Source organism: Nocardia sp. NPDC059180 (assembly GCF_042754945.1).
Taxonomy (GTDB): domain Bacteria; phylum Actinomycetota; class Actinomycetes; order Mycobacteriales; family Mycobacteriaceae; genus Nocardia.
Genome location: NZ_JBHZBU010000006.1, coordinates 176446 through 197381, shown reverse-complemented (window position 1 = coordinate 197381; position 20936 = coordinate 176446). Strand labels below are relative to the sequence as shown.

18 protein-coding genes and 1 tRNA gene are annotated in these 20936 nt (G+C 67.2%); 4 read left to right on the top strand and 15 right to left on the bottom strand.

Annotated features, from left to right (window positions below; all coding sequences use genetic code 11):
- Positions 1 to 51: 51 nt before the first annotated feature.
- The 5 genes from ACFXNW_RS20230 to ACFXNW_RS20210 all read right to left on the bottom strand — a co-directional run bounded on the left by ACFXNW_RS20230 (position 52) and on the right by ACFXNW_RS20210 (position 3476).
- Positions 52 to 480, bottom strand: coding sequence for a helix-turn-helix domain-containing protein (locus ACFXNW_RS20230; protein WP_379419256.1), 429 nt, complete (start codon positions 478 to 480; stop codon positions 52 to 54).
- 167 nt (positions 481 to 647) lie between these two features.
- On the bottom strand, positions 648 to 1112 hold the full coding sequence (locus tag ACFXNW_RS20225; RefSeq protein WP_379419255.1) for a DUF5130 domain-containing protein: 465 nt from the start codon (positions 1110 to 1112) through the stop codon (positions 648 to 650).
- Positions 1099 to 1374 carry a hypothetical protein gene (locus ACFXNW_RS20220; protein WP_048833062.1) on the bottom strand — a complete coding sequence of 92 codons (276 nt, stop codon included), beginning with the start codon at positions 1372 to 1374 and terminating at the stop codon, positions 1099 to 1101. The genes ACFXNW_RS20225 and ACFXNW_RS20220 overlap by 14 nt, the downstream gene beginning before the upstream one ends.
- Before the next feature lie 97 nt (positions 1375 to 1471).
- Positions 1472 to 3061, bottom strand: coding sequence for a glycoside hydrolase family 13 protein (locus ACFXNW_RS20215; RefSeq protein WP_379419254.1), 1590 nt, complete (start codon positions 3059 to 3061; stop codon positions 1472 to 1474).
- Positions 3062 to 3071: 10 nt separating this feature from the next.
- The gene (locus ACFXNW_RS20210) at positions 3072 to 3476 is read right to left on the bottom strand and encodes a globin (RefSeq protein ID WP_379419253.1); all 405 of its coding nucleotides are present in this window, start codon (positions 3474 to 3476) and stop codon (positions 3072 to 3074) included.
- 207 nt (positions 3477 to 3683) lie between these two features.
- Between ACFXNW_RS20210 and ACFXNW_RS20205 the strand changes: the two genes are divergently transcribed.
- Positions 3684 to 4394: an HNH endonuclease gene (locus ACFXNW_RS20205; RefSeq protein WP_379419252.1), complete on the top strand. Its 711-nt coding sequence runs from the start codon at positions 3684 to 3686 to the stop codon at positions 4392 to 4394.
- A 129-nt stretch (positions 4395 to 4523) separates the two neighbouring features.
- Here ACFXNW_RS20205 and ACFXNW_RS20200 read toward each other — a convergent pair whose 3' ends face one another.
- The gene (locus ACFXNW_RS20200) at positions 4524 to 5090 is read right to left on the bottom strand and encodes a helix-turn-helix domain-containing protein (RefSeq protein WP_379419251.1); all 567 of its coding nucleotides are present in this window, start codon (positions 5088 to 5090) and stop codon (positions 4524 to 4526) included.
- Between the two features lie 144 nt (positions 5091 to 5234).
- Between ACFXNW_RS20200 and ACFXNW_RS20195 the strand changes: the two genes are divergently transcribed.
- Positions 5235 to 5900 carry an AzlC family ABC transporter permease gene (locus tag ACFXNW_RS20195; protein WP_379419250.1) on the top strand — a complete coding sequence of 222 codons (666 nt, stop codon included), beginning with the start codon at positions 5235 to 5237 and terminating at the stop codon, positions 5898 to 5900.
- On the top strand, positions 5900 to 6217 hold the full coding sequence (locus ACFXNW_RS20190; protein ID WP_379419463.1) for an AzlD domain-containing protein: 318 nt from the start codon (positions 5900 to 5902) through the stop codon (positions 6215 to 6217). Before ACFXNW_RS20195 ends, ACFXNW_RS20190 begins: the two co-directional genes overlap by 1 nt.
- 39 nt (positions 6218 to 6256) lie before the next feature.
- Here the strand turns inward: ACFXNW_RS20190 and ACFXNW_RS20185 are convergent, their stop codons facing one another.
- The 7 genes from ACFXNW_RS20185 to ACFXNW_RS20155 all read right to left on the bottom strand — a co-directional run bounded on the left by ACFXNW_RS20185 (position 6257) and on the right by ACFXNW_RS20155 (position 18046).
- Positions 6257 to 6922: a hypothetical protein gene (locus ACFXNW_RS20185; protein WP_379419462.1), complete on the bottom strand. Its 666-nt coding sequence runs from the start codon at positions 6920 to 6922 to the stop codon at positions 6257 to 6259.
- A gap of 27 nt (positions 6923 to 6949) precedes the next feature.
- Positions 6950 to 7405: an acyl-CoA thioesterase gene (locus ACFXNW_RS20180; protein WP_379419461.1), complete on the bottom strand. Its 456-nt coding sequence runs from the start codon at positions 7403 to 7405 to the stop codon at positions 6950 to 6952.
- Positions 7406 to 7419: 14 nt separating this feature from the next.
- Complete coding sequence (locus ACFXNW_RS20175; RefSeq protein WP_379419249.1) at positions 7420 to 12345, bottom strand: NAD-glutamate dehydrogenase; 4926 nt, start codon at positions 12343 to 12345, stop codon at positions 7420 to 7422.
- Positions 12346 to 12441: 96 nt separating this feature from the next.
- Positions 12442 to 14118, bottom strand: coding sequence for an energy-dependent translational throttle protein EttA (gene ettA, locus ACFXNW_RS20170; protein WP_379419248.1), 1677 nt, complete (start codon positions 14116 to 14118; stop codon positions 12442 to 12444).
- 72 nt (positions 14119 to 14190) lie between these two features.
- Positions 14191 to 14706: a single-stranded DNA-binding protein gene (locus ACFXNW_RS20165; protein WP_379419247.1), complete on the bottom strand. Its 516-nt coding sequence runs from the start codon at positions 14704 to 14706 to the stop codon at positions 14191 to 14193.
- Between the two features lie 335 nt (positions 14707 to 15041).
- On the bottom strand, positions 15042 to 16010 hold the full coding sequence (locus ACFXNW_RS20160; RefSeq protein ID WP_379419246.1) for a serine/threonine dehydratase: 969 nt from the start codon (positions 16008 to 16010) through the stop codon (positions 15042 to 15044).
- Positions 16007 to 18046 carry a cytochrome c oxidase assembly protein gene (locus ACFXNW_RS20155; protein WP_379419245.1) on the bottom strand — a complete coding sequence of 680 codons (2040 nt, stop codon included), beginning with the start codon at positions 18044 to 18046 and terminating at the stop codon, positions 16007 to 16009. The genes ACFXNW_RS20160 and ACFXNW_RS20155 overlap by 4 nt, the downstream gene beginning before the upstream one ends.
- A gap of 147 nt (positions 18047 to 18193) precedes the next feature.
- Between ACFXNW_RS20155 and ACFXNW_RS20150 the strand changes: the two genes are divergently transcribed.
- Positions 18194 to 18267: transfer RNA gene (locus ACFXNW_RS20150), tRNA-Arg, on the top strand.
- Positions 18268 to 18459: 192 nt separating this feature from the next.
- On the opposite strand, the gene ACFXNW_RS20145 is transcribed toward ACFXNW_RS20150, so the two are convergent.
- Together ACFXNW_RS20145 and mmsB are read right to left on the bottom strand one after the other, a co-directional pair.
- A complete protein-coding gene (locus ACFXNW_RS20145; RefSeq protein ID WP_379419244.1) occupies positions 18460 to 19944 on the bottom strand; it encodes a CoA-acylating methylmalonate-semialdehyde dehydrogenase in 1485 nt (494 codons plus the stop codon).
- Between the two features lie 28 nt (positions 19945 to 19972).
- Positions 19973 to 20866 carry a 3-hydroxyisobutyrate dehydrogenase gene (gene mmsB / locus ACFXNW_RS20140; RefSeq protein WP_379419243.1) on the bottom strand — a complete coding sequence of 298 codons (894 nt, stop codon included), beginning with the start codon at positions 20864 to 20866 and terminating at the stop codon, positions 19973 to 19975.
- Positions 20867 to 20936 lie beyond the last annotated feature (70 nt).

The window sequence follows — 20936 nt, the reverse complement described above, 5'->3', positions numbered from 1 at the left end:
CCGCGGGGTCTCCGGGCCGCACGGCAGGCGCCCGCTGCACGTCGCGGGCGATCAGGCGGCCAACATGACGATTCGCGGAGTTCGCGGGGCCGTCTGCGGCGCCGGGTTCGGAACCGCCGACTCGATCGCCGGGCGGGCGAAGTGACCTTCGGCCGGACGCAGGGCAGGGCGGCGGCGCAGGGATTCGGCTACATCGCCGGTCAACTCACCCAGTGATGTGCCGAGCGCGCCGGCAAGCGCGGCGATCATCTCGCTGGATGGTTCCTTACGTCCGCGCTCGACCTCAGACAGGTACTGAGGCGAGACACCGGCCCGGCCCGCGGTTTCGGCGAGCGTTTCCTGCTGTTCCTTCCGCAGGGAACGCAGCCGGGTTCCGAGCACCTCGCGCCACAGCGGTTCGCCGTCGGATCGGGTTGCCGGCCGGGCGGCGCGCTCCTCGCGTCCTCCGGGAATGGAGTGCAACCTCGGATGCTCGCTCATAGCCGGAGCGTACCGCCGCGCCCGTGCCGGACAGGCGAATTCTGCTCTGGGCGGACAAGTTCCGGCCCGACAGCGGCTGCGCAGACACCACACCCCTCCGCCGCACGGGCAGCCGACGCGCGATCCTCGCGCATCACCCGGCAACAGAGGGGTGCTGGTACTTCGATTCAGCGGCCGATGGCGGCGGCCATCACCCGCACGGCCGAGACCAGACCGTCGATGAGCTGACCCTGACGCATCGAGCTCAATGCGGCGGTGACGCCGAGCTGGCAAACGCGGTCGTTGGCGCGGTCGGCGACGTCCTTGCCTGAGCGCACCTCGACGGCGCGCTCATTAGGCGAGACGGCGATGAGCACCGACCGGGTGGCCTCGGGGGTCACCGGGAAGATCGCGTCGACACCGGCGGACGGGTCCGCGCCGAGGTCACCGATGTAGACGTTGAACCGCACCTTGGTGGCGCGGGTGGCCTCGGTGAGCACGTTGTCCATGAGCAGCCGCTCATCATTGTTGAACGGCGCTTCCTTGAAGACGTCGCCCGCCTCGTGCACGCCGGACACGCGTCCACTGGTCATCAGGGCATATCCGTGCGGTAGATCGGACTCGACCACCGCGGGCCAACTAGAACCTGCCACTTGCCCTGCCTCCGATCAGCTCCGCGTCCGCGGTTTCGATAGCCGCATGGTGACCATGCGATTCAGCAATGTGGTGCCCGTACACGGTCACCTCGTCGGTCGCACTCCACAGCACCGGCTCGGAGGTCCACTTCTTGCTCAGGTCGTAGTGGACCGGCTTTTCGCCGGGCAGCGGCTTACCGAGAAACGACAATCCGGCGATCACGCCGTAGATCACCAGCGGGATGCCGACGAAGATCAGCACTGTCTCGAGAATGCTCACGACTCAAAGGTAGACGATGGCGTGTAGTAGACGCGCTACCGGTCGCCTACCAGCGCCGTTTCGCCGGTAGGCACGGCGTGTCCACAGGTGCCCGACCTCACACCAACCAGGCCGCCGCATTGGCCGGGAGCAGGCCTGCGGTCAGCGGTGCACTGGTGAGCAGCGGCTCCCCCGGCAGCAGTGCGACCGCCACATCCGAGGTGTTGAGCACGCAGATCAGCCCGCCGGGGCGGCCGAAGACCAGGCACCCCGGCGGGCCCGGATGCCAGTCCAGGCCGGGGCCGGTGAACTCGGGGCGCTTGCGTCGCAGTTCGATCGCCCTGCGGTACAGGGCGAGGGTGGAGTCGAGCTGTTCGAGCTGGGCGGCGACCGTCAGCTCGGACCAATCGTCCGGGATCGGCAGCCACGACTGCGCCGCGGTGGTGAACCCGAACGGGGGCCGCGCGCCGTCCCAGGGAATCGGCACCCGGCAACCGTCGCGGCCGCGTTCGGCATGACCGGTGCGTTCCCATACCGGGTCCTGAAGGACCTCAACGGGCAGGTCGTCGACATTCGGCAGGCCCAGCTCGGCCCCGTTGTAGATGAACACCGCGCCCGGCAATGCCAGTTCGACCAGGATCATCGCTCTGGCTCGCGCGATACCGAGCGCACCGCCGCCGTAGCGGGTCACCTCGCGTTCGATGTCGTGATTGGACAGCGTCCAGGTGGGCGTCGCGCCGACCGGGGTGACCGCGCACAGCGAGTTATCGATGGCTTCGTGCACGGCTGCGGCATCGAACGGGGTCTCGGCCAGGCGGAAGTTGAACGCCAGATGCAGTTCGTCGGGGCGGACGTATTCGCCGAAGCGGATGTTGTCGTCGACCCAGACCTCACCGATCGACACCGCGTGCGGGTAGTCGTCGAGCACCTGGCGCATCCGCCGGTGGATGTCGTGTACGCCGGGGTTGTTGAAGCGCGGGTCGGTGTCGTCGTGGATGAGCATCCTGGTGTCGACCCGTGCCATGTCGGGCAGTCCGTCCGGTTTTGCCATGCCGTGTGCGACATCGATGCGGAAGCCGTCGACGCCGCGATCGAGCCAGAACCGCAACGTCTGCTCGAAATCGGTGACGATCTCCGGGTTGTCCCAGTTCAGGTCGGGCTGCTCGGCCGCGAACAGGTGCAGATACCACTGCCCCTGGCGGCCGTCGGCCTCGACGACCCTGGTCCAGGCCGGACCGCCGAAGATGCTCGGCCAGTTGTTCGGCGGCAGCGCACCGTCGGGGCCGCGACCGTCGTGGAAGTGGTAGCGCGCCCGTTCTGGGCTGCCGGGGCCGGCGGCGAGCGCGTCCCGGAACCATGGATGCGCGTCGCTGGTGTGATTGGGGACCAGGTCCATGGTGATCTTGATGTCGCGAGCGTGCGCCGCCGCGATCAGTGCGTCGAACGCGGCCATCCCACCGAACAGCGGGTCGATATCGCGCGGATCGGCGACGTCGTAGCCGCCGTCGGTCATCGGCGAACGCATCACCGGGCAGATCCACAGCGCGTCCACGCCGAGCCGCTCCAGATAACCCAGCTTCGCGCGCACACCGCCGAGGTCGCCGGTGCCGTCGCCATCGGAGTCGGCGAAGGAGCGTGGATACACCTGGTAGAAGACCGCAGCCTCCCACCACGGGCCGGAGCTGCCGTTCAGCGCCGCCACACTCACCCCGCCGCCCTCACCAGGCGGCGTTCATCAGCGAGTTCGCGGCCATTTCCAGATACTCGAGCAAGGCTTTGCGGTGTTCGTCGTCGAGTACCTCGGGCTCGATCTCGGCCACCCCGATCCGCATGCAGCGCAACCAGGCATCGCGCTGGACCGGGCCGATCTCGAACGGCATGTGCCGCATCCGGAGTCGGGGATGCCCGCGCTCGTCGCTGTAGGTGCGCGGCCCGCCCCAATACTGCTCGAGGAACATCCGCAGACGCCGCTCGGCGGGGCCGAGATCCTCTTCCGGATACATCGGGCGCAGCACCTCGTCTGCGGCCACCTCGCGGTAGAACGCCGCGATGATCCGGCGGAAGGTGTCCTCGCCGCCGACCGCCTGATAGAACGACGTCGCTGTCTGCTCGCCCGAAGTCATAGACCCTCTCGATTCGCTGGATGCGCTGGGCTCCATTGTGCCCGCGTACCGGCCTGCTCACCTACATCGCGGCCCGATGGCTCTTCAGCCACAGTTAACCCGACATTGTGTTAAATCACCGTGCACCGGCCCGCATTCCGTGGTCAACTTGGTGGCAGTCTCGGCCGAGATACCACATGATCTTGAAATGATGAAATTGGGGTCGACATGAAGCAGCGGCACGGCGCCCGATCACAGGAGGCGAGGGCGCACCGACAACTCCAGCCCGCCGACGTCCACAATCGTGGGTCGGGGGCTACTCAGCTGCACTTGTTGACCGACCATCATCCGGGCGCGCACCGCGCCGGCGACAATCATCGCCCCGACACCGCACCCACCCTGCTGCCCCTCCCCACCGATAACTGGCTCAAACGCCGCGTCCTGCTGCTCAATGCCACCTACGAGCCGCTGACCGCGCTGTCCGCGCGTCGCGCCGTGGTGCTGCTCATCTGCGACAAGGCCGACACCGTCCACCACGACCCGGAAGGACCGGTCCTGCATTCGGCCGGATCCTCGCTCACGATCCCGTCGGTGATCCGCCTGCGTACCTACGTCCGCGTCCCCTACCGAGCCAGGGTTCCGATGACCCGCGCCGCGCTCATGCAGCGCGACCGCTACCGCTGCGGCTATTGCGGCGGCAAGGCCGAAACCATCGATCACGTCGTCCCCCGCAGTCGCGGTGGTGAACACAGCTGGGAGAACTGCGTGGCAAGCTGCGCACCCTGCAATCACCGCAAAGCCGACAAACTGCTCAGCGAGCTGGGTTGGACGCTGCGGGCACCGCTGGTGTCGCCGAAGGGACCGCATTGGCGGCTGCTGTCGACCGTCACCGAGCTGGATCCGGTGTGGTTGCAGTACCTGGGTGAGGGGGCCGCGTGAGCCCTCGGCCCGGGGCCGGCTTCCTGCTCCGAGAGGCATGCGTCGACGGCAACGGGCTGCAGGAGGGTTTCCAGACCGCATCGTGGGCCGAGATCCGCGATGCGGCGTATGGAATCTCGGTGTCCGCCATCAGCGATGCTCGACAACCAGCGTCGCCCAAGTGCCCGGTTCCAGCGCCTCGAACAGATGCGGAAGGTCACCCGGGTAGCTGAGGTAGTCGCCGGGCTCCAACTCCTCCGGCGCGTCGGTCAGCCCGGCACGGGCGCGCCCTGCACCGAGCAGGATGTGTTCGACCGATCCGTGCAGATGCGGTTCGGATCGGCGCGGCTCGCCCGGTTCGGCGGTGATCCGGTACAGATCCCGCCGGGCATCGGCCGGGCCTGCGGCGAGCAGGGTCGCCCGGTACTCCGACTCGGCCGCGGCGACCACCGGACCCTCACCCGCCCGGATCACCCGCACGCTCTGCCGTGGCGGGTCGAGCAGCCGCGAGAAGGGCATGTCCAGGGCGACGCACAGCGCCCACAGCGTTTCCAGGCTCGGATTCCCCGAACCCGATTCCAGTTGCGACAGCGTCGATTTGGCGACACCGGCACGGGCGGCGACCTCGGTGAGCGACAGCCCCGCACGACCGCGTTCCCGGCGTAGCGATGCGGCGATCACCGTCTTCGGCGCCCTCGCCGGTTCGTCTGCTGCCATCACGTGCTCCCTGTCGCTGCTGCTCGCACAGAACCGCCGTGCGATGCCGAGAAGCCCCCACCCAGCAGTCCAGCTGCCGCGGTCGCGCACCCGTGTCGGTTATCGCGTTGACTGAGCCCGTCCGATGTGTTCACTATAAGCAACATGCGTTCGATATGGCGAACACTAGACCGGGACACGTTGTCCAGTATCGCGGCGACCTGCGTGGCCGTCGCGATGATCGGGGTCTCCTACGGCGCGGCGGTGGTCGGTTCCGGGTTCCCGATGTGGATGCCGGTGCTGCTGGCGTCGACGGTCTTGGCGGGAGGTTCCGAATTCCTGTTCTTCGGCATTCTCACCGCGGGTGCCGGGCCCCTGGCGGCTGCGTCGGCCGGTCTGCTGGTCAACGCCAGGCATCTGCCGTATGGGCTGTCGATGCCGGATGTGTTCGGCACCGGAGTTCGGCGGCTGCTCGGCGTGCAACTGATGGTGGACGAGAGCGTGGCGTTCGCCCTGGCACCCGGTGATCTCGAACGGCGCCGCACCGCCTACTGGCTGTGCGGTCTCGGCATCGCGGTCCTCTGGCCGCTGGGCGCGCTGGCCGGAGCCGCCATCGGCAGCGTGGTGCCCGATACCTCGGCGTTCGGGTTGGACGCGGTCTTTCCCGCGGTGCTGCTGGCACTGATACTGCCTGCCTTGCGTGATCGCGCCACACTGCGGGCCGCTGGCGCCGGTGCCGGATTGGCTGTGCTCACAACGCCGTTCGTACCGGCGGGACTGCCGGTACTGATCGCCTTGGCCGGGTTGATCTTCGCGTTGGGAGCGCTGTGATTGATTCACCGCTACTGCTTCCCGCCATGCTCACCATGGCGGTCGGCACCTACCTGTTCCGGTGGGCGGGACCGGCACTGCGCAATCGGGTCCGGTTTCCGCCGCGTGCGGCTCGGCTGCTCGAAATCGGCGCCGTCATCCTGCTGGCGGGGCTGGTCGCCACCACCGCGCTGCCGTTCGGCGACGAATTCGGCTTGGCCTTGCCTGCGGGGGTTCTGGTCGGCGGCATCCTGGCCTGGCGCCGCTGTCCCCTGCTGGTGGTGATCTTCGCTGCGGCGGCTACCACCGCCCTGCTGCGCGCGATCGGCATCAGCTGAGAACGCCGAGCGTCGAGAACGAACCGTGCAGGTGACCGCTCAGCGCGGGGTGAGCGGCAGGCCGCCGCCGAGACGCCGGGCCACCGAACCGTAGCGGGCATCCAGGCGTAGCCAGGTCTTGCTGGCGCGGACTCGCACGATCTCGGCGGGCGGGATGCGGCGTGAGTCCGCCCGCTCCCCCGAGTGCGGGATGAAATCCATTGCGGTCAGGGCGAACACGACGCGCATCGGCACCTGCACCTGTATCGAGTCACCGGAGACGGTCAGCACGGGCTGATCCAGCAGCGAGGCAGGCGGGCCGTGCCCGGAACCGTGCTCCTTGGCCAAATCCGCGCCCTGCTCGGCGAGCTCGACCAAGGTCCGGGCCGGCACATCATCGATATGGGTGAAGCCGGAATCCGGCGGCAGCGCGCCACGCCATGCCGAATCCATCGAATAGCCGAGGTCGATCGGGCTGCCGGAGGCGAGTCCCGTCAGCACCACATCGGCGCCGACGGTGACGTCGTCGACGCCGAGCTCGGCGACCACCGTCCGCGCCGCAAGCGTCTCGAATCCCGTCGCCACCCAAGCCGACACGAACCGCTCACCACGACGGCGCAACCGCACCACCACCGCGGGATCCAACCGGATGGCCCGGCCGAGGAAGGTCGCGAGGTTCTCACGCTCGGCCGGGTCGCCGACGTACAACACCCGTTGTTCGGACATCACAGAATGACGATCACCGTGTGCGAATCACTCACCCATCCACTGTGACAGGTAGTCGCGCTCGTCCGAGGTCAGCCTGCGCAGCCGCTGGGTGTCCATATCGAAGGCGGCGAGCTGGGTGGAGGCGATCACCGCGGGCGGCGAATCCGGCGCGGCGCCCGCGGCCCGCACCTCGTAGGCGACCGTGAAGTCGACCGCACGCAACTGTTCGATCCACATCGCGATATCGAGCGGGGTGTCCTCGTGCCGGAGCTGGCCGCGGTAGCGGACATGCAGATCGGCCAGCACACAGCCCTGCCGCAGGGCAGCCGTGGGTCGATCGTCCTCGAACAGCCACGGAATACGCGCCTCCTCGAGCAGCGTCACCATCCGCGCGTGGTTGACGTGCTGGAACGCGTCCATATCCGACCATCGAATGTCGACCTTGGCGTGGAACCGCTTGGGCAACGCGACCGTGTCTTTCGCTTTGGGTGTTCCGTTCAGCGATCCGACACTTGTCACCGTGATACCTCCGACTGGGTGCCCGCCCCACTCACCATGCTTCGCACCTGCCTCGCGGCGACCGACAGCGTGGCCAGATCGTGGGTTCCGGACTCGAACAACTCCGACAGCGCGGCTCGGGCACGCCCGAGCCGGGACTGATTCTTCGACTCCCAGTATGCAATCTTCTCGTCCGCGGTCTCTTCCGGGTCGCCGCCGGAGAGCACATCGAGGGTGAGCGAACGCAGCGAGCTGTACATATCGTCGCGCAACGCGAGCCGGGCCAAGGCGTGCCAGCGGTCACCGCGTTCGAGGTGACTGACCGCCTCGAGCAGCCAATCGATCTTCAGATGCTCGTTGAGCGCGTAGTACAGCGCACCCACCTCGTCGCCGGAGCGGTCGGTGATATCGGCGATATCGATGACATCCAGCAGCGGGAACAGATTCAGCAGCCCGAAGATCTCGGTCGACAGGTCGGTGGGCGCTCCGCGGGCGATGAGCTCGGCGCTCTGATCGGTCAGCGTCGCGACGTGGTGGCCACGCAGCCAGCCGGGTACCCTCGGCGCGAGCTCGCGGACACCGCGGCTGTACCGGTTGACCTCGGCGCCGACCGCGATCGGCTGCGGGCGGTTGGTCAGCAGCCAGCGCGAAGCCCGGTCCAGGGTGCGTTTGGTTTCCAGCTCCAGTTCGTCGCGCAGCGCGACCGAGGTGTCGGCGGCGCGGATCCTGGCCCAGATGTCGTGCAGCCCGAAGATCTCGGTGACGGCGGTGAACGAACGCACCGAATCGCTGGCGGTGGCGCCGACCTCCTCGTTCAGCCGATGCGCGTAGGTGATCCCGCCGTAGTCGACCACTTCGTTCACGATCACGGTCGTGAGGATTTCCCGGCGCAGCCGGTGCTTCTTGATGGCGGTGCCGAAGCGCCCGCGCAACGGCGCCGGAAAGTAGTCGGGCAGACGGGTGGCGAAGTACGCCATATCCGGCAGGTCGGAGTCGAGCAGATCACCCTTGAGCGCCAGCTTCACATGGGCCATCAGGTTGGCCAACTCCGGCGAGGCCAACCCGGTGCCTTCCTCATGCCTGCGCTTCATCTCCGGATCCGACGGCAGCGCCTCGAGTTCCCGGTCCAGACCGCGACGCTCCTCCAGACCTTCGATCACCCGGCGATGCACATTCAGCATGCGCGGTGCGTCCGACCGCGAGATGCCCATCAGGAAGTTCTGGGAGACGTTATCGCGCAACACCATGTACGCGACCTCGTCGGTCATCGAGGCGAGCAGCGGGTTACGTTCTGATTCGGGAAGCAGGCCGCCACTCACCACACCATCGAGCAGGACCTTGATATTGACCTCGTGGTCGGAGCAGTCCACGCCGGCAGAGTTGTCGAGGGCATCGGTGTTCATCTTGCCGCCGTTGCGGCAGAACTCGATGCGACCGAGCGCGGTGGCACCGAGGTTACCGCCCTCGCCGACGACGTTGACTCGCAGCTGGTTTCCGTTGACGCGCACCGGATCGTTGGATTTGTCACCGACGTCGGCATTGGATTCGGTACTGGCCTTGACGTAGGTGCCGATGCCGCCGTTCCAGAGCAATTGCGCCGGGGCGAGCAGGATGGCGCGGACCAGTTCCGGCGGAGACAATGCGGTCACGTCGTCGGCCAGCCCGAGCGCCAGGCGCGCCTGCGCACTGATCGGCACAGATTTCACCGTGCGATCCCAGACGCCGCCGCCCTCGCTGATCTTCGAGGTGTCGTATTCGGCCCACGACGAGCGCGGCAGGTCGAACATCCGCCTGCGCTCGGCATACGAGGAGGCCGCATCTGGAGTCGGATCGAGGAAAATGTGGCGGTGGTCGAACGCCGCCACGAGTCGGATGTGCTCGGACAACAGCATGCCGTTGCCGAATACGTCACCGCTCATGTCACCGATACCGACGACCGTGAAATCCTTGGCCTGAGTGTCGATTCCCATCTCCTGGAAGTGCCGTTTCACACTTTCCCAGGCACCCTTGGCGGTAATGCCCATCGCCTTGTGGTCGTAGCCTGCCGAACCACCCGAGGCGAAGGCGTCACCGAGCCAGAAACCGTAGCTCTTGGCCACCTCATTGGCCACATCGGAGAAGCTGGCCGTGCCCTTGTCGGCGGCGACGACGAGATAGGTGTCATCGCCGTCGCGCCGCACGACTTTCGCCGGTGGCAGCACCGCACCGGTCGCCAGGTCGACATTGTCGGTGACATCCAGCAAGCCGGAGATGAAGGTCCGGTAGCAGGCGACCCCTTCGGCGCCGAGCGCCTGACGATCCACACCCGGATCACCCGTGGCCGCAGGCGGTTGCTTCACCACGAAGCCGCCCTTGGCCCCCACCGGCACGATCACCGCATTCTTCACCGCCTGCGCCTTCACCAGACCCAGAACCTCGGTCCGGAAATCCTCCAACCGATCCGACCAACGCAAACCACCACGCGCCACCGCACCGAACCGCAGATGCACACCCTCCACCCGCGGTGAATACACGAAGATCTCGAATTGCGGCCGCGGCTTGGGCAATTCGGCGATCTCGCGCGGCTCGACCTTCATCGAGATGTAGTCACGCGCGAGACCGTCGGCGTCGGTGACGTAGTAGTTCGTGCGCAGCGTTGCCGCGATCAGGCCGAGGATGGCCCGCAGGATGCGGTCCGCGTCCAGGCTCACCACCTGGTCGATCCGGCCGCGAACCTCTGCCTCCAATTCCGCGGCCCGTTCGGCGGAGCAGGCGTCGGGATCGAATCTGGCCGCGAACAACTCCGCGAACAGTCGCGCCGCATCCGGATAGCTCAGCAGCACGCGGGCGATATTGGCCTGGCTGTACGGGAACCCGGCCTGCTGGAGGTAGCGCGCGTAGGTGCGCAGGATGGCCACCTCGCGCCACGGCATCCGAGCACGCAGCACCAGTTCGTTCAGCCCATCCGCTTCGGCACGTCCGTACCATACTGCGGCGAAGGCCTCGACGAACCGCGCGCGCAGGCCGCGTGCCCTGGCGTCGACCACATCCGGTCGGGCCGCCGACTCCAGGAGTTCGGCGTCGAGATCCTCGTCCAGCGCACTGCGCAGCAACTCGGGCCTGGCCAGCAGACCGAAGTCGTAGATCCAGCGTTCGGCGGCCGCTTCGCCCGTCGCCGTTTCGAGCTGGATCTGGTACGGGCGTTCGTCGACCACCTCGACACCGAGGCTCTGCAAAACCGGCAGCACCTGACTCAGCGATACCCCGGTGCCGCCGATGTAGAGGCTGAACCGCCACGATCCCGGCGCCGCGGCGGGCCGGCGGTACAGGTACTGGTCGATATCGCCTTCGGTCAGCCGCTCCAGCCGCGCGATATCGGCCAGCGCCCTTGCGGGCTCGAAATCCTGCTTGTAGCCCTCGGGGAACGCTTCGGTGTAGCGGTCGACCACGCCGGGGTCGAGCACCGTCGAGGTGCTGACCGCGTCGTCGAGGTGGTCGTCCCAGGTGTGGCTGGCCGCGTCGAGCAGCCGCTGGATGCGCAGCCTGTTGTCCTCGGAGGTGTCGGCCACCATCGGTATCTGCCCCCGGGTACCTGCCTCGGCTCCGGGCATGCGCACCGTGAAATACACACTGGCGAGCTCGCTTTCGCTCACCCGAGCCGAATAGTCGATGGATACACCGCCCAGCTCCCGGACCAGGATCTCCTGCATTTCCAGGCGCACCGCGGTGGTGTAGCGGTCGCGGGGCAGGTACACCATGCACGCGACGAACCGGCCGAAACCGTCCGCACGCATGAACAACCGCACCTGCCTGCGCAGGCTCACATTCAGCACCGCGGTGGCGGTCCGGCGCAGGGTTTCGGTGTCGGAGGAGAACAGCTCGGTGCGCGGGAACGACTGGACGACCTCGAGCATCCCCTGCCCGGAGAACGAATCCAGATCGAATCCGCTGTCCTCGATCACCGACCGCACCCGGCGCGAGATCACCGGGATGTCGAGCACGTTTTCATGGACGGCGGTGACGGTGAAAACACCGATGAACAGATGCTGGCCGACCACCGCGCCGGTGCCGTCGAGGTCGGCGACACCGATGAAATACGGATACACCGATCGATGCACGGTGGCCGGAACGAGGCCCTGGGTGAGCATCAGCAGCGGCTGCTCACCGCTGGTCACGGGGACGTCGAAATCCGTGCCGACCCCGGGGCGCAACACCCCGAGGCAGGAATCCGGGACGACTTCGGAGGCATCGGAGACCGTGCGGTAGCGGGCGTAGCCGAGGACGGTGAAGTGTCCACTTGCCAACCAGCGCAACAGATTCGCGCAATCAATCAGGTCGACGGAGGAGAAGGGCGCTGTTGCGGCAGCGGCAGCACGATCGAGCGCGTCGGCCAGCGTGCTCTGCGCCGTCCGGATGGCGGCCGTATCGCCGATGACCTGCCGTACATCGGCCACCACATCCGGCATCGACGACTCGACCCGGTCGAGTACCGCACGACTTGTCGAGGGATGCAATTGCAGATGCATCCAGCTTTCCCGTAGCCCCACGCCGCCGTTGGCATCGACCTCGTGTGGTTTGGCGTCGATCAGCCTGCCGTCGGCATCGCGCTCGATCTCGAAGATCGGATGGATCACCTCGCTGACGCTGACCCCCATCCGGCTCAGCGACGAGGTGATCGACTCCACCAGCAGGGGCATATCGTCGGTGACCACCTGGACCGCGGCGCCGAGGCCGGACCCGTCGTCGGGGTGATATACCCGAACGAGGGCCCGGCCCGGGCTGCGAGTCATCGCCAGCTCCAGATGCCTGCGGAAGATCTGGGTGATCCCGGTGATCGCGCAGTCCACATCGCCCGCGTCGACGTGGCGGAAGTATGCCTCTTCCAGGGCGGCGAGGTCGCCGCGCAACGGTTGCGGCAACCCCGCGACCCACGCCGCACTGGACAATTCGGACGAGACCGTCATTTTTTCGCCAACTCCCTCGGATTCGGTTCCGCAACAAAGTGACGCCGGTCTCGACACTAGTCCCGCACCCGAGGCGTGTGGGCAATAGCTTTGCGGTTACCCGCGAGTCAGCTTCCGGTGGGTGACGCGATGCGGCCGGGCGGCCTCGGGACCGAGCCGCTCGATCTTGTTCGCCTCGTACGCTTCGAAGTTGCCTTCGAACCAGAACCACTTGGCGTCGTTGTCGGCATCGCCTTCCCACGCCAGGATGTGGGTGCAGGTGCGGTCGAGGAACCAGCGGTCGTGGGAGATGACCACGGCGCAACCGGGGAACTGCTCGAGCGCGTTCTCCAGCGAGCCGAGCGTCTCGACGTCCAGGTCGTTGGTCGGCTCGTCGAGCAGGATCAGGTTGCCGCCCTGCTTGAGCGTCAGCGCCAGGTTGAGCCGGTTGCGTTCACCACCGGAGAGCACCCCGGCCGGCTTCTGCTGATCCGGGCCCTTGAAACCGAACGCGCTGACGTAGGCGCGCGAAGGCATCTCCTGGTTGCCGACCTCGATGAAGTCCAGCCCGTCGGAGACGACCTGCCAGACGTTCTTCTTCGGGTCGATGCCCGCGCGGTTCTGGTCGACGTAGCTCAGCTTGACCGTATCGCCGACCTTCACCTCGCCACTATCCGGCGACTCCAACCCGACGATGGTCTTGAACAGCGTGGTCTTACCGACACCGTTGGGACCGATGACGCCGACAATGCCGTTGCGCGGCAACGTGAACGACAGATCCTTGATCAGCTGGCGATCGCCGAAGCCCTTGTCCAGATGCTCCACCTCGACCACCACATTGCCAAGGCGCGGGCCGGCCGGAATCTGGATCTCCTCGAAATCCAACTTCCTGTGCTTCTCGGCCTCGGCCGCCATTTCCTCGTAGCGGCCCAGACGCGCCTTGTTCTTGGCCTGGCGCGCCTTGGCGCCGGAACGCACCCACGCGAGTTCGTCCTTGAGGCGCTTCTGCAGCTTCTGGTCCTTCTTGCCCTGCACCTCCAGACGCTGGGCCTTCTTCTCCAGGTAGGTGGAGTAGTTGCCCTCGTACGGGTAGGCCCGGCCGCGATCCAGTTCGAGGATCCATTCCGCGACATTGTCGAGGAAGTACCTGTCGTGGGTGACGGCGAGCACGGCGCCCGGGTAGGAGGCCAGGTGCTGCTCGAGCCAGAGCACACTCTCGGCGTCGAGGTGGTTGGTCGGCTCATCCAGCAGCAGCAGGTCGGGCTTGCTCAGCAGCAGCTTGCACAGCGCAACGCGGCGGCGCTCACCACCGGAGAGATTGGTGACCGGCTCCTCCGGCGGCGGGCAGCGCAGCGCGTCCATGGCCTGCTCCAGCTGGGAGTCGATATCCCAGGCGTCGGCGTGGTCGAGGTACTCCTGCAGCTTGCCCATTTCTTCCATGAGCTCGTCGGAGTAGTCGGTGGCCATGAGTTCGGCGATCTCGTTGAAGCGGTCGAGCTTGACCTTGACCTCGCCGAGGCCCTCCTCGACGTTGCCGCGCACCGTCTTCTCCTCGTTGAGCGGCGGCTCCTGTTGCAGGATGCCGACCGTCGCACCGGGGGCGAGGAATGCGTCGCCGTTGTTCGGCTGATCCAATCCGGCCATGATCTTCAGCACGCTGGATTTACCGGCGCCGTTCGGCCCGACGACACCGATCTTGGCGCCGGGAAGGAAGTTCAAGGTGACATCGTCGAGCACGACCTTGTCGCCGTGCGCCTTACGAACCTTCTTCATCTGGTAAATGAACTCAGCCATGGGGAAAGCCTATCGGTGCGAGGAATGACGGATCGAAGCAGAGCCAACGGCTGCGCTCGGCGCGCAGACGCGTCAGGCGTCGACGGGTTCGTGGTCGGGAGTGCGGGGCGGTGCCTGCGCGGAGATGTCCGCGTGCATCTGCTGCCCGTCGCCCCCGTGCTCTCGACCCTCAGCGCCTGAGTGCCCAGCAGTATTCCCCATCCCGGCCTCCGCGGTGAGCGCGGCCTGGCGCCAGCGGTGCACCTGAGCCGTGCACCTGGACAGATCGGGGCCGACGGCGCTCGCGCGCATCTCCAGATCGCGCCGGTCGATGCCGTCACGGGTGCGGTACTCGTTGGTCCGCAACTGGCCGTGCGCGATGATCGGATCTCCCCGGCCGATCGAGGCGTCCACGCCCGCGACCAGCTTGCGCCAGCAGCTGACGGTCAGATACAGGGTCGCGCCGTCGACCCACTCGCCGGAGCTGTGGTCGAGCCTGCGGGAGTTGCTTGCCATCCGGAAGGTCAGGACCTGCTCACCGCCGGGCAGTTCCCGAATGACCGGTGGGGTGACAACGGTCCCCACGACGGTCGATATCGCCTCATACATTTCTCCACCCCTTCGTCGGCTCCCCGTACGTGCCGGCCGAAATGCCGGCACGCGCCGCCCGCGAACATCGCGGTCCCCGCCGATATGCCGGGCCCGTCGTTATCCCTGGCCGAGGTGGCCACTGCGAGCGACCTCACCAGCATGCGCCTGCACACGCCCCGCCGACAGTCGGAAATCGACGTCTGTGGATAACTCACGGGGCTGTGGACAACTGATATTCCGCACGTCGACAGCTCGGGACAGCGACGCCACCGCACCAGTCCGAGCCCAGCGCGCTGAGCGATATGCCGCGCGGGCCGGGACCGAGTTCGCGGGTCCGCCTACTGAAGACGCGCCTAGAACGTGGTGAGGTCGGTATTGGCGCCGCAGAGCACCACCACCGGCCGCTCCCCCGACGCAGGCACATACGCACCACTGCGCACCGCGGCCAGCGCTGTGGCACCGGCCAGCTCGACCACCATGCGGAACTCCCGCCACAGATACTCCCGCGCGTCGGCGATCGCGTCATCGGTGACCAGCACCGATCCCACGTCGTATCGGCGCGCGATGTCGAAGGCGATATCGCCGATCCGGGAAGCACCCAGCGCATCCGCGGCGATGCTGGACACCCCGACCTCGACCGGGCGCCGGGCGGCGAGTGCGGCGTGCAGCGTCGGGACCCCCTGCGGCTCGACCCCGATCACCTGCTGCCTGCGCCCGAGCGCGGCGGCGACACCGGCCACCAGCCCGCCACCACCGACGGCGACCAGCACCGGCGGCCTGCCACGTACCTGTTCTTCGATCTCGAGCCCGACCACGCCTGCACCGGAGACGACGGCGGGCAAGTCGTAAGCATGCAGATGCAGCGCGCTGCGTTCGATGGCCAGCTCGCTCGCGAATCCGTACGCCTCGGCGTAGGTGGTGCCGTGCCAGAGCACCTCGGCACCGTAGGACCACATGGCCGCGACCTTCGTATGCGGCGCCGATTCGGGGACGACGACCGTGCATGTCTTGCCGAGCGCCGCCGCGGCGAGGGCGGCCGCGATGCCGGCATTGCCGCCGGAGGCGATAACGACGTGGTCGGTGTCCGCACCCGATTCCAGCAGCGCGTTGAAGCTGCCGCGCGCCTTGAAGGTGCCGCCGTGCTGCAGATGTTCCAGTTTGAGGGTGACCGGAACCTGGCCTGCCGGACCCGTCACCGTGGTGTGGAAGACCGGTGTGCGGCGTATCCGGCCCGCGAGGCGCCTGCGCGCGGCGCGCACGTCGGAGCGGTACACCCGGGCGAACGGGCGTTGGCGCGGTGAGGAGGTCTTCTGGTCGGTCATTTGCGCACCCCCCGGTCTTGTTGGGCCAGCTCGGCGAACATGGCGTTGTGCGCGGCGAGCTCGGCGTCGTGATCACGATCGGCAGCGCGGTCGGTGCGCTGGGCCAGTCGCTGATCGCTGCGCGACCACTGGATGAGCAGGGCGAGCATCACCACCACCAGCGGCACCTCGCCGCTGGCCCAGGCCAGGCTGCCGCCGGTGCGCTGGTCACCGAGTAGATCGCTGTTCCAGTCCAGCCCGAGGCTGCGGTAGAACCAGCCGCCGAGAACGGTGGTCGTGCTCATCAGGGCGACGCCGAAGAACGCGTGGAACGGCAGCGAACCGAACACCATGCCCAGCTTGGTCAGCGGCTGCACCTGCCGGGGTTTGGGATCGATGCCGATCACGACCCAATAGAACAGGTAGCCGCTCAGCAGGAAGTGCAGGTTCATCAACAGGTGCGCGGCGTGCGAGTCGACGAAGGTGTCGAAGATTCCGCCCAGATAGAGCGCGTAGAACCCACCGACGAAGATGACCGAGGCCACCACCGGCTGGGTCAGCGCCCGCGACACCGGGTTGTGCACCGCCGCCAGAATCCATTCGCGCGGCCCCGGAACACCGCCGCGGCCGGCGGGCGGGAGAGCGCGCAGGGCGAGGGTCACCGCGCCGCCGAGTGCCAGCAAGATCGGCACCAGCATGGACAGCGCCATGTGCGCGCCCATGTGCACGCTGAACATCGCGGGCCCGTACCGGCCGACCCCCGAGGAAGTCGTGAACAACAGGATCACGCATCCCGAGAGCCAGGCGATGGTGCGACCGATCGGCCATGCGTCGCCGCGGGCGCGCAGCCGCCGCACTCCGAGCAGGTACAGCGCCGCGAGCACGATCGATACGGTGCCGAAGATCAGATCGAATCGCCAGTCGAACAGCAGCCGGAACACGGTCGGGGGTCCGGCCAGCTCGTAGCCGAGTTCCACCTCGACCGGAGTCGGCACGCTGCGCGGGGGCGGTGGCGGTGTCCGGCCGAGCCCGGCGGCAAGGCCGAAGGTCGCCGCGAAGATCAGCACTTCCACGGCCGCGAAACGAATGAGTGCGTTCCGGTTCTTCGGATCGGCGGCCAGCGCCGGCAATGCGGCACGACGCTGCAGGTAGCCGAACACTCCGAGGATGATCAGCGCAGCGGCCTTTGCCAGCACCAGGCGCCCGTAGGTACTGGTGAACAGTTCGTCCAGCGGGACTCGCACCCAGGAATTGATCACGCCGCTGGCCGCGATGACGATGAACGCCACGGTGGCGACCGTGGAGAATCGGCGGGCGGCTAGATCGGTGTGGGCTCCGTCGCGCAAAGCGTGCGCCAGCACCGCGAACAGCCCACCCACCCAGATCGCCGCCGATACCAGATGCAAGATCAGGCTGTTGGTGGCGATGTCGTGCGAGCCGCCGGAGGACGAATGGCCGGTGAAGGCCAGCGGCATCATGGTGGCGATCGCGGCACCGAACAGCACCGGCGTCCAGCCCCAGCGCAGCGCCAGACGGCAGCCGACCGCGACGATCAACGCGAAGATCACTGTCGTGCGCCACGCACCGGCGAGCTCGACCTGGTCGATGGCCCGCCACAGCTCCTTCGGCGCCAGCACCTCGCGCACGGGCCGTCCGGTGGTGTCGGACACCGTCAGCGGTACCAGAAGTGCGGCACAGCAGGCCCAGGCCAGGGCCATATTCGAGGCCCGGCGCACCGCGCGATAGCCACCGACGTCGAGCAGCCCACTAGATTGCGGCGGGACGAAGAACGCGGCGAACAGCAGTGAGCCGACGGTGAGCGCGGCGAACAGATCCGACAGCGCACGCACCGCGGGCATACCGTAGGTGGTCAGCGGGCCAGGATCGGGGATGCCGAGCAAGGTCAGCGCCTCGGCGGCCGAGAGTCCGACCACCAGTGCGGCGACCACGGCGGTGATCGCACCGGCCATGACGGTCAGCGCCGCGAAGGTTGTCGCCGAGCCCGGCCGAGAGACCTCGGCGTCGGTTTCGGTGGACTGGCCTTGCGGTGACGACATACGACTGAGGGTAGTCGGCAGCGCCGACCCGGCATGCCCCGCCCGGGGACGCTCATCTCGTTGCGCACTCGCCATCGGCCGAGCTGGACGGTCGCTATACTTTCTGGCTGGACACCACGGCCGAAGTCGGCAATGGTGGAAACCACTGCCTCCGTAGCTCAGTTGGATAGAGCAAGGGCCTTCTAATCCCTAGGTCGCAGGTTCGATTCCTGCCGGGGGCGCCGGTCAGGGGGCGTTCTCCGAACGCCCCCTGTACGCCATCCATCGCTTATGCGGACAGTATGTCGAGTACGTCGGTCACTTCCGGGTGTATCCACCCGCGGCCGAAGTAAACATCCTGGATCATCGCATTCGAGCTCTGTCAGCACCGCTGCCCGCCGGTGGATTCCGGCGGGCAGCGGCACTGAGTCAGCTCAGGAGTTGGTCGGGAACCCCAAGTTGATCTGGCTTTCCGAGGGCTCCGGCCACCGGGTGGTGACAACCTTGCTGCGGGTGTAGAAGTGAATGCCTTCCGGACCGTAGATGTGGGTGTCGCCGAACAGCGACTTCTTCCAGCCGCCGAAGGAGTAGGCGCCGATCGGCACCGGGATCGGGACGTTGACGCCGACCATGCCGACTTCTACGTCGTATTCGAACTGGCGGGCGGATTTGCCGTCGCGGGTGAAGATGGCGACGCCGTTGCCGTAGGCGTTGTTGTTGACCAGCTCGACGGCCTCCTGGTAGCTGCCGACCCGTACCACCGCGAGGACGGGGCCGAAGATCTCGTCGTCGTAGACCTTCATTCCAGGGCGGACGTCATCGATGAGGCTGACGCCGATGAAGAAGCCGTCGGAATCGAACAGCTGCTGACGTCCGTCGACCACGACCTTCGCGCCCTCCGCGGCCGCGCCCGCCACGTAGGAGGCAACCCGGTCCCTGGCTTCCCTGGTGATCAGCGGACCCATCTCCGACTCCGGGTCCGAGCCGGGCCCGATGCGCAGTGTGCGTACCCGGTCGGTGATCTTGCCGATCAGTGGATCCGCGACCTCACCGACGGCGACGAGCACCGAGACCGCCATGCACCGCTCACCCGCGGAGCCGTATGCCGCGGACACGGCCGCATCGGCGGCGGCGTCGAGGTCGGCGTCGGGCATGACCACCATGTGGTTCTTGGCCCCGCCGAGGGCCTGCACTCGCTTGCCGTGGTCGGAGGCCCGGCGGTAGATGGCCTCGGCGATGGGCGTGGAACCGACGAAACTCACTGCGGCGACATCGTCGTCGTCGGTGAGCGCGTCGACGGCCTCTTTGTCACCGTGCACAACGTTGAGCACGCCATCGGGCAGGCCCGCCTCGCTGAACAGCTCCGCGATGAACACCGCCGCGGACGGGTCCTTCTCGCTCGGCTTGAGGATGACGGTGTTACCGCAGGCGATGGCCGAGGACACCATCCACAGCGGCACCATCGCCGGGAAGTTGAACGGGGTGATGCAGGCGACGACGCCGACGGGCTGCTTCACCTGATGTACATCGACACCACCCGCGACCTGCTCGGAGTAGTCGCCCTTGAGCAGATGGGTCAGCCCGGCGACGAATTCGACGTTCTCCACACCGCGGGCGATCTCGCCAACGGCATCGGCGACAGTCTTGCCGTGTTCAGCAGAGATGACGCGAGCCAGTTCCTCGCGGCGCTCCGCGATCAGTTGACGGAGCCGGAAGAAAACATCCGAGCGGCGGACGAGACCGGTCGCGCGCCATCCCGGCAGCGCGTTCTTGGCGACCTGGACGGCGTCGGCGACCTCGGGAGCGGAGGCGAAGACCACCTCGGCGGTCTGTGCGCCGGTCGCCGGATCGAAGACCGGTCCGGTACGCGCACCGGTGTCGATGCGTTTGCCGTTGATGTAGTGCGGAATGCGGTTCATTGTCTGCGTCTTTCGGCTCGGTGACGGGTCAGGAGATGGTGTCGTCGATGTGTTTGATGATCAGCGCGCAATCGCGGTCGCCGAGACCGTTGTCGACGAGATCCTGGAGTTGGCCGGCCACGATGCTCGCTGTCGGCAGCGGTGTGCCGGTGGATTCGCCCGCCCGCAGCGCGAGGCCGATGTCCTTGTTGGCGAGACTCGCGGCGAAGGTCGGGTCGAAACCGTTGTTGGCGGCGGAGGTTTCGACGATTCCGGGTACTGGGTACCAGGTCCGCAGGGCCCAGGAGTCGGCCGAGGACACCGAGGCCACATTCCAGAACACCTGCGGGTCGAGGCCGAGGCGCTGTGCGAGCACCGCACCCTCGGCACAGCCGGCCAGATTGATCAGCAGCATCATGTTGTTGCAGATCTTGGCGGCCTGACCCGAGGTCGCACCGCCGGTACGAATGATGTTGCGGCTCATCGGTTCGACCAGTTCCGCGGCGGCGTCGACGGCGTCGGGCTCGCCGCCGAGCATGAACGTCAGCGTGGCGGCGGCGGCGCCGCTGATCCCACCGGAGACCGGTGCGTCGACGAAGCGGAACCCGCGTTCACGGGCGATCTCGTGCAGGGCGGCCGCGGTGTCGATGTCGATGGTGGAGCTGTCCACCAGCAGTGCGGATGAATCTGCCTGGGCGAGAACGCCGTCCGGCGACTCATACACCGCACGCACATTCTCGCCCTTGGGCAGCATCGTGAACACCGCATCCGCGCCCCTTACCGCCTCGGCAACCGACGCGCAGGGCTTCACACCGTTTCCAGCCGCCGCGGCGAGCGCCTCGGCATTCAGGTCGAAGCCGTGGACGGTGTGTCCCTTGGCGACCAGATTCGCCGTCATGGGGTTGCCCATATGGCCGAGGCCGATCCACGCGATTGTTGCCATCGTCGAGCTCCATCCTGATGTCGGATTGGCAGATGTAGTGATGCAGGCCACGCTATGGGAAGCTCCGTAT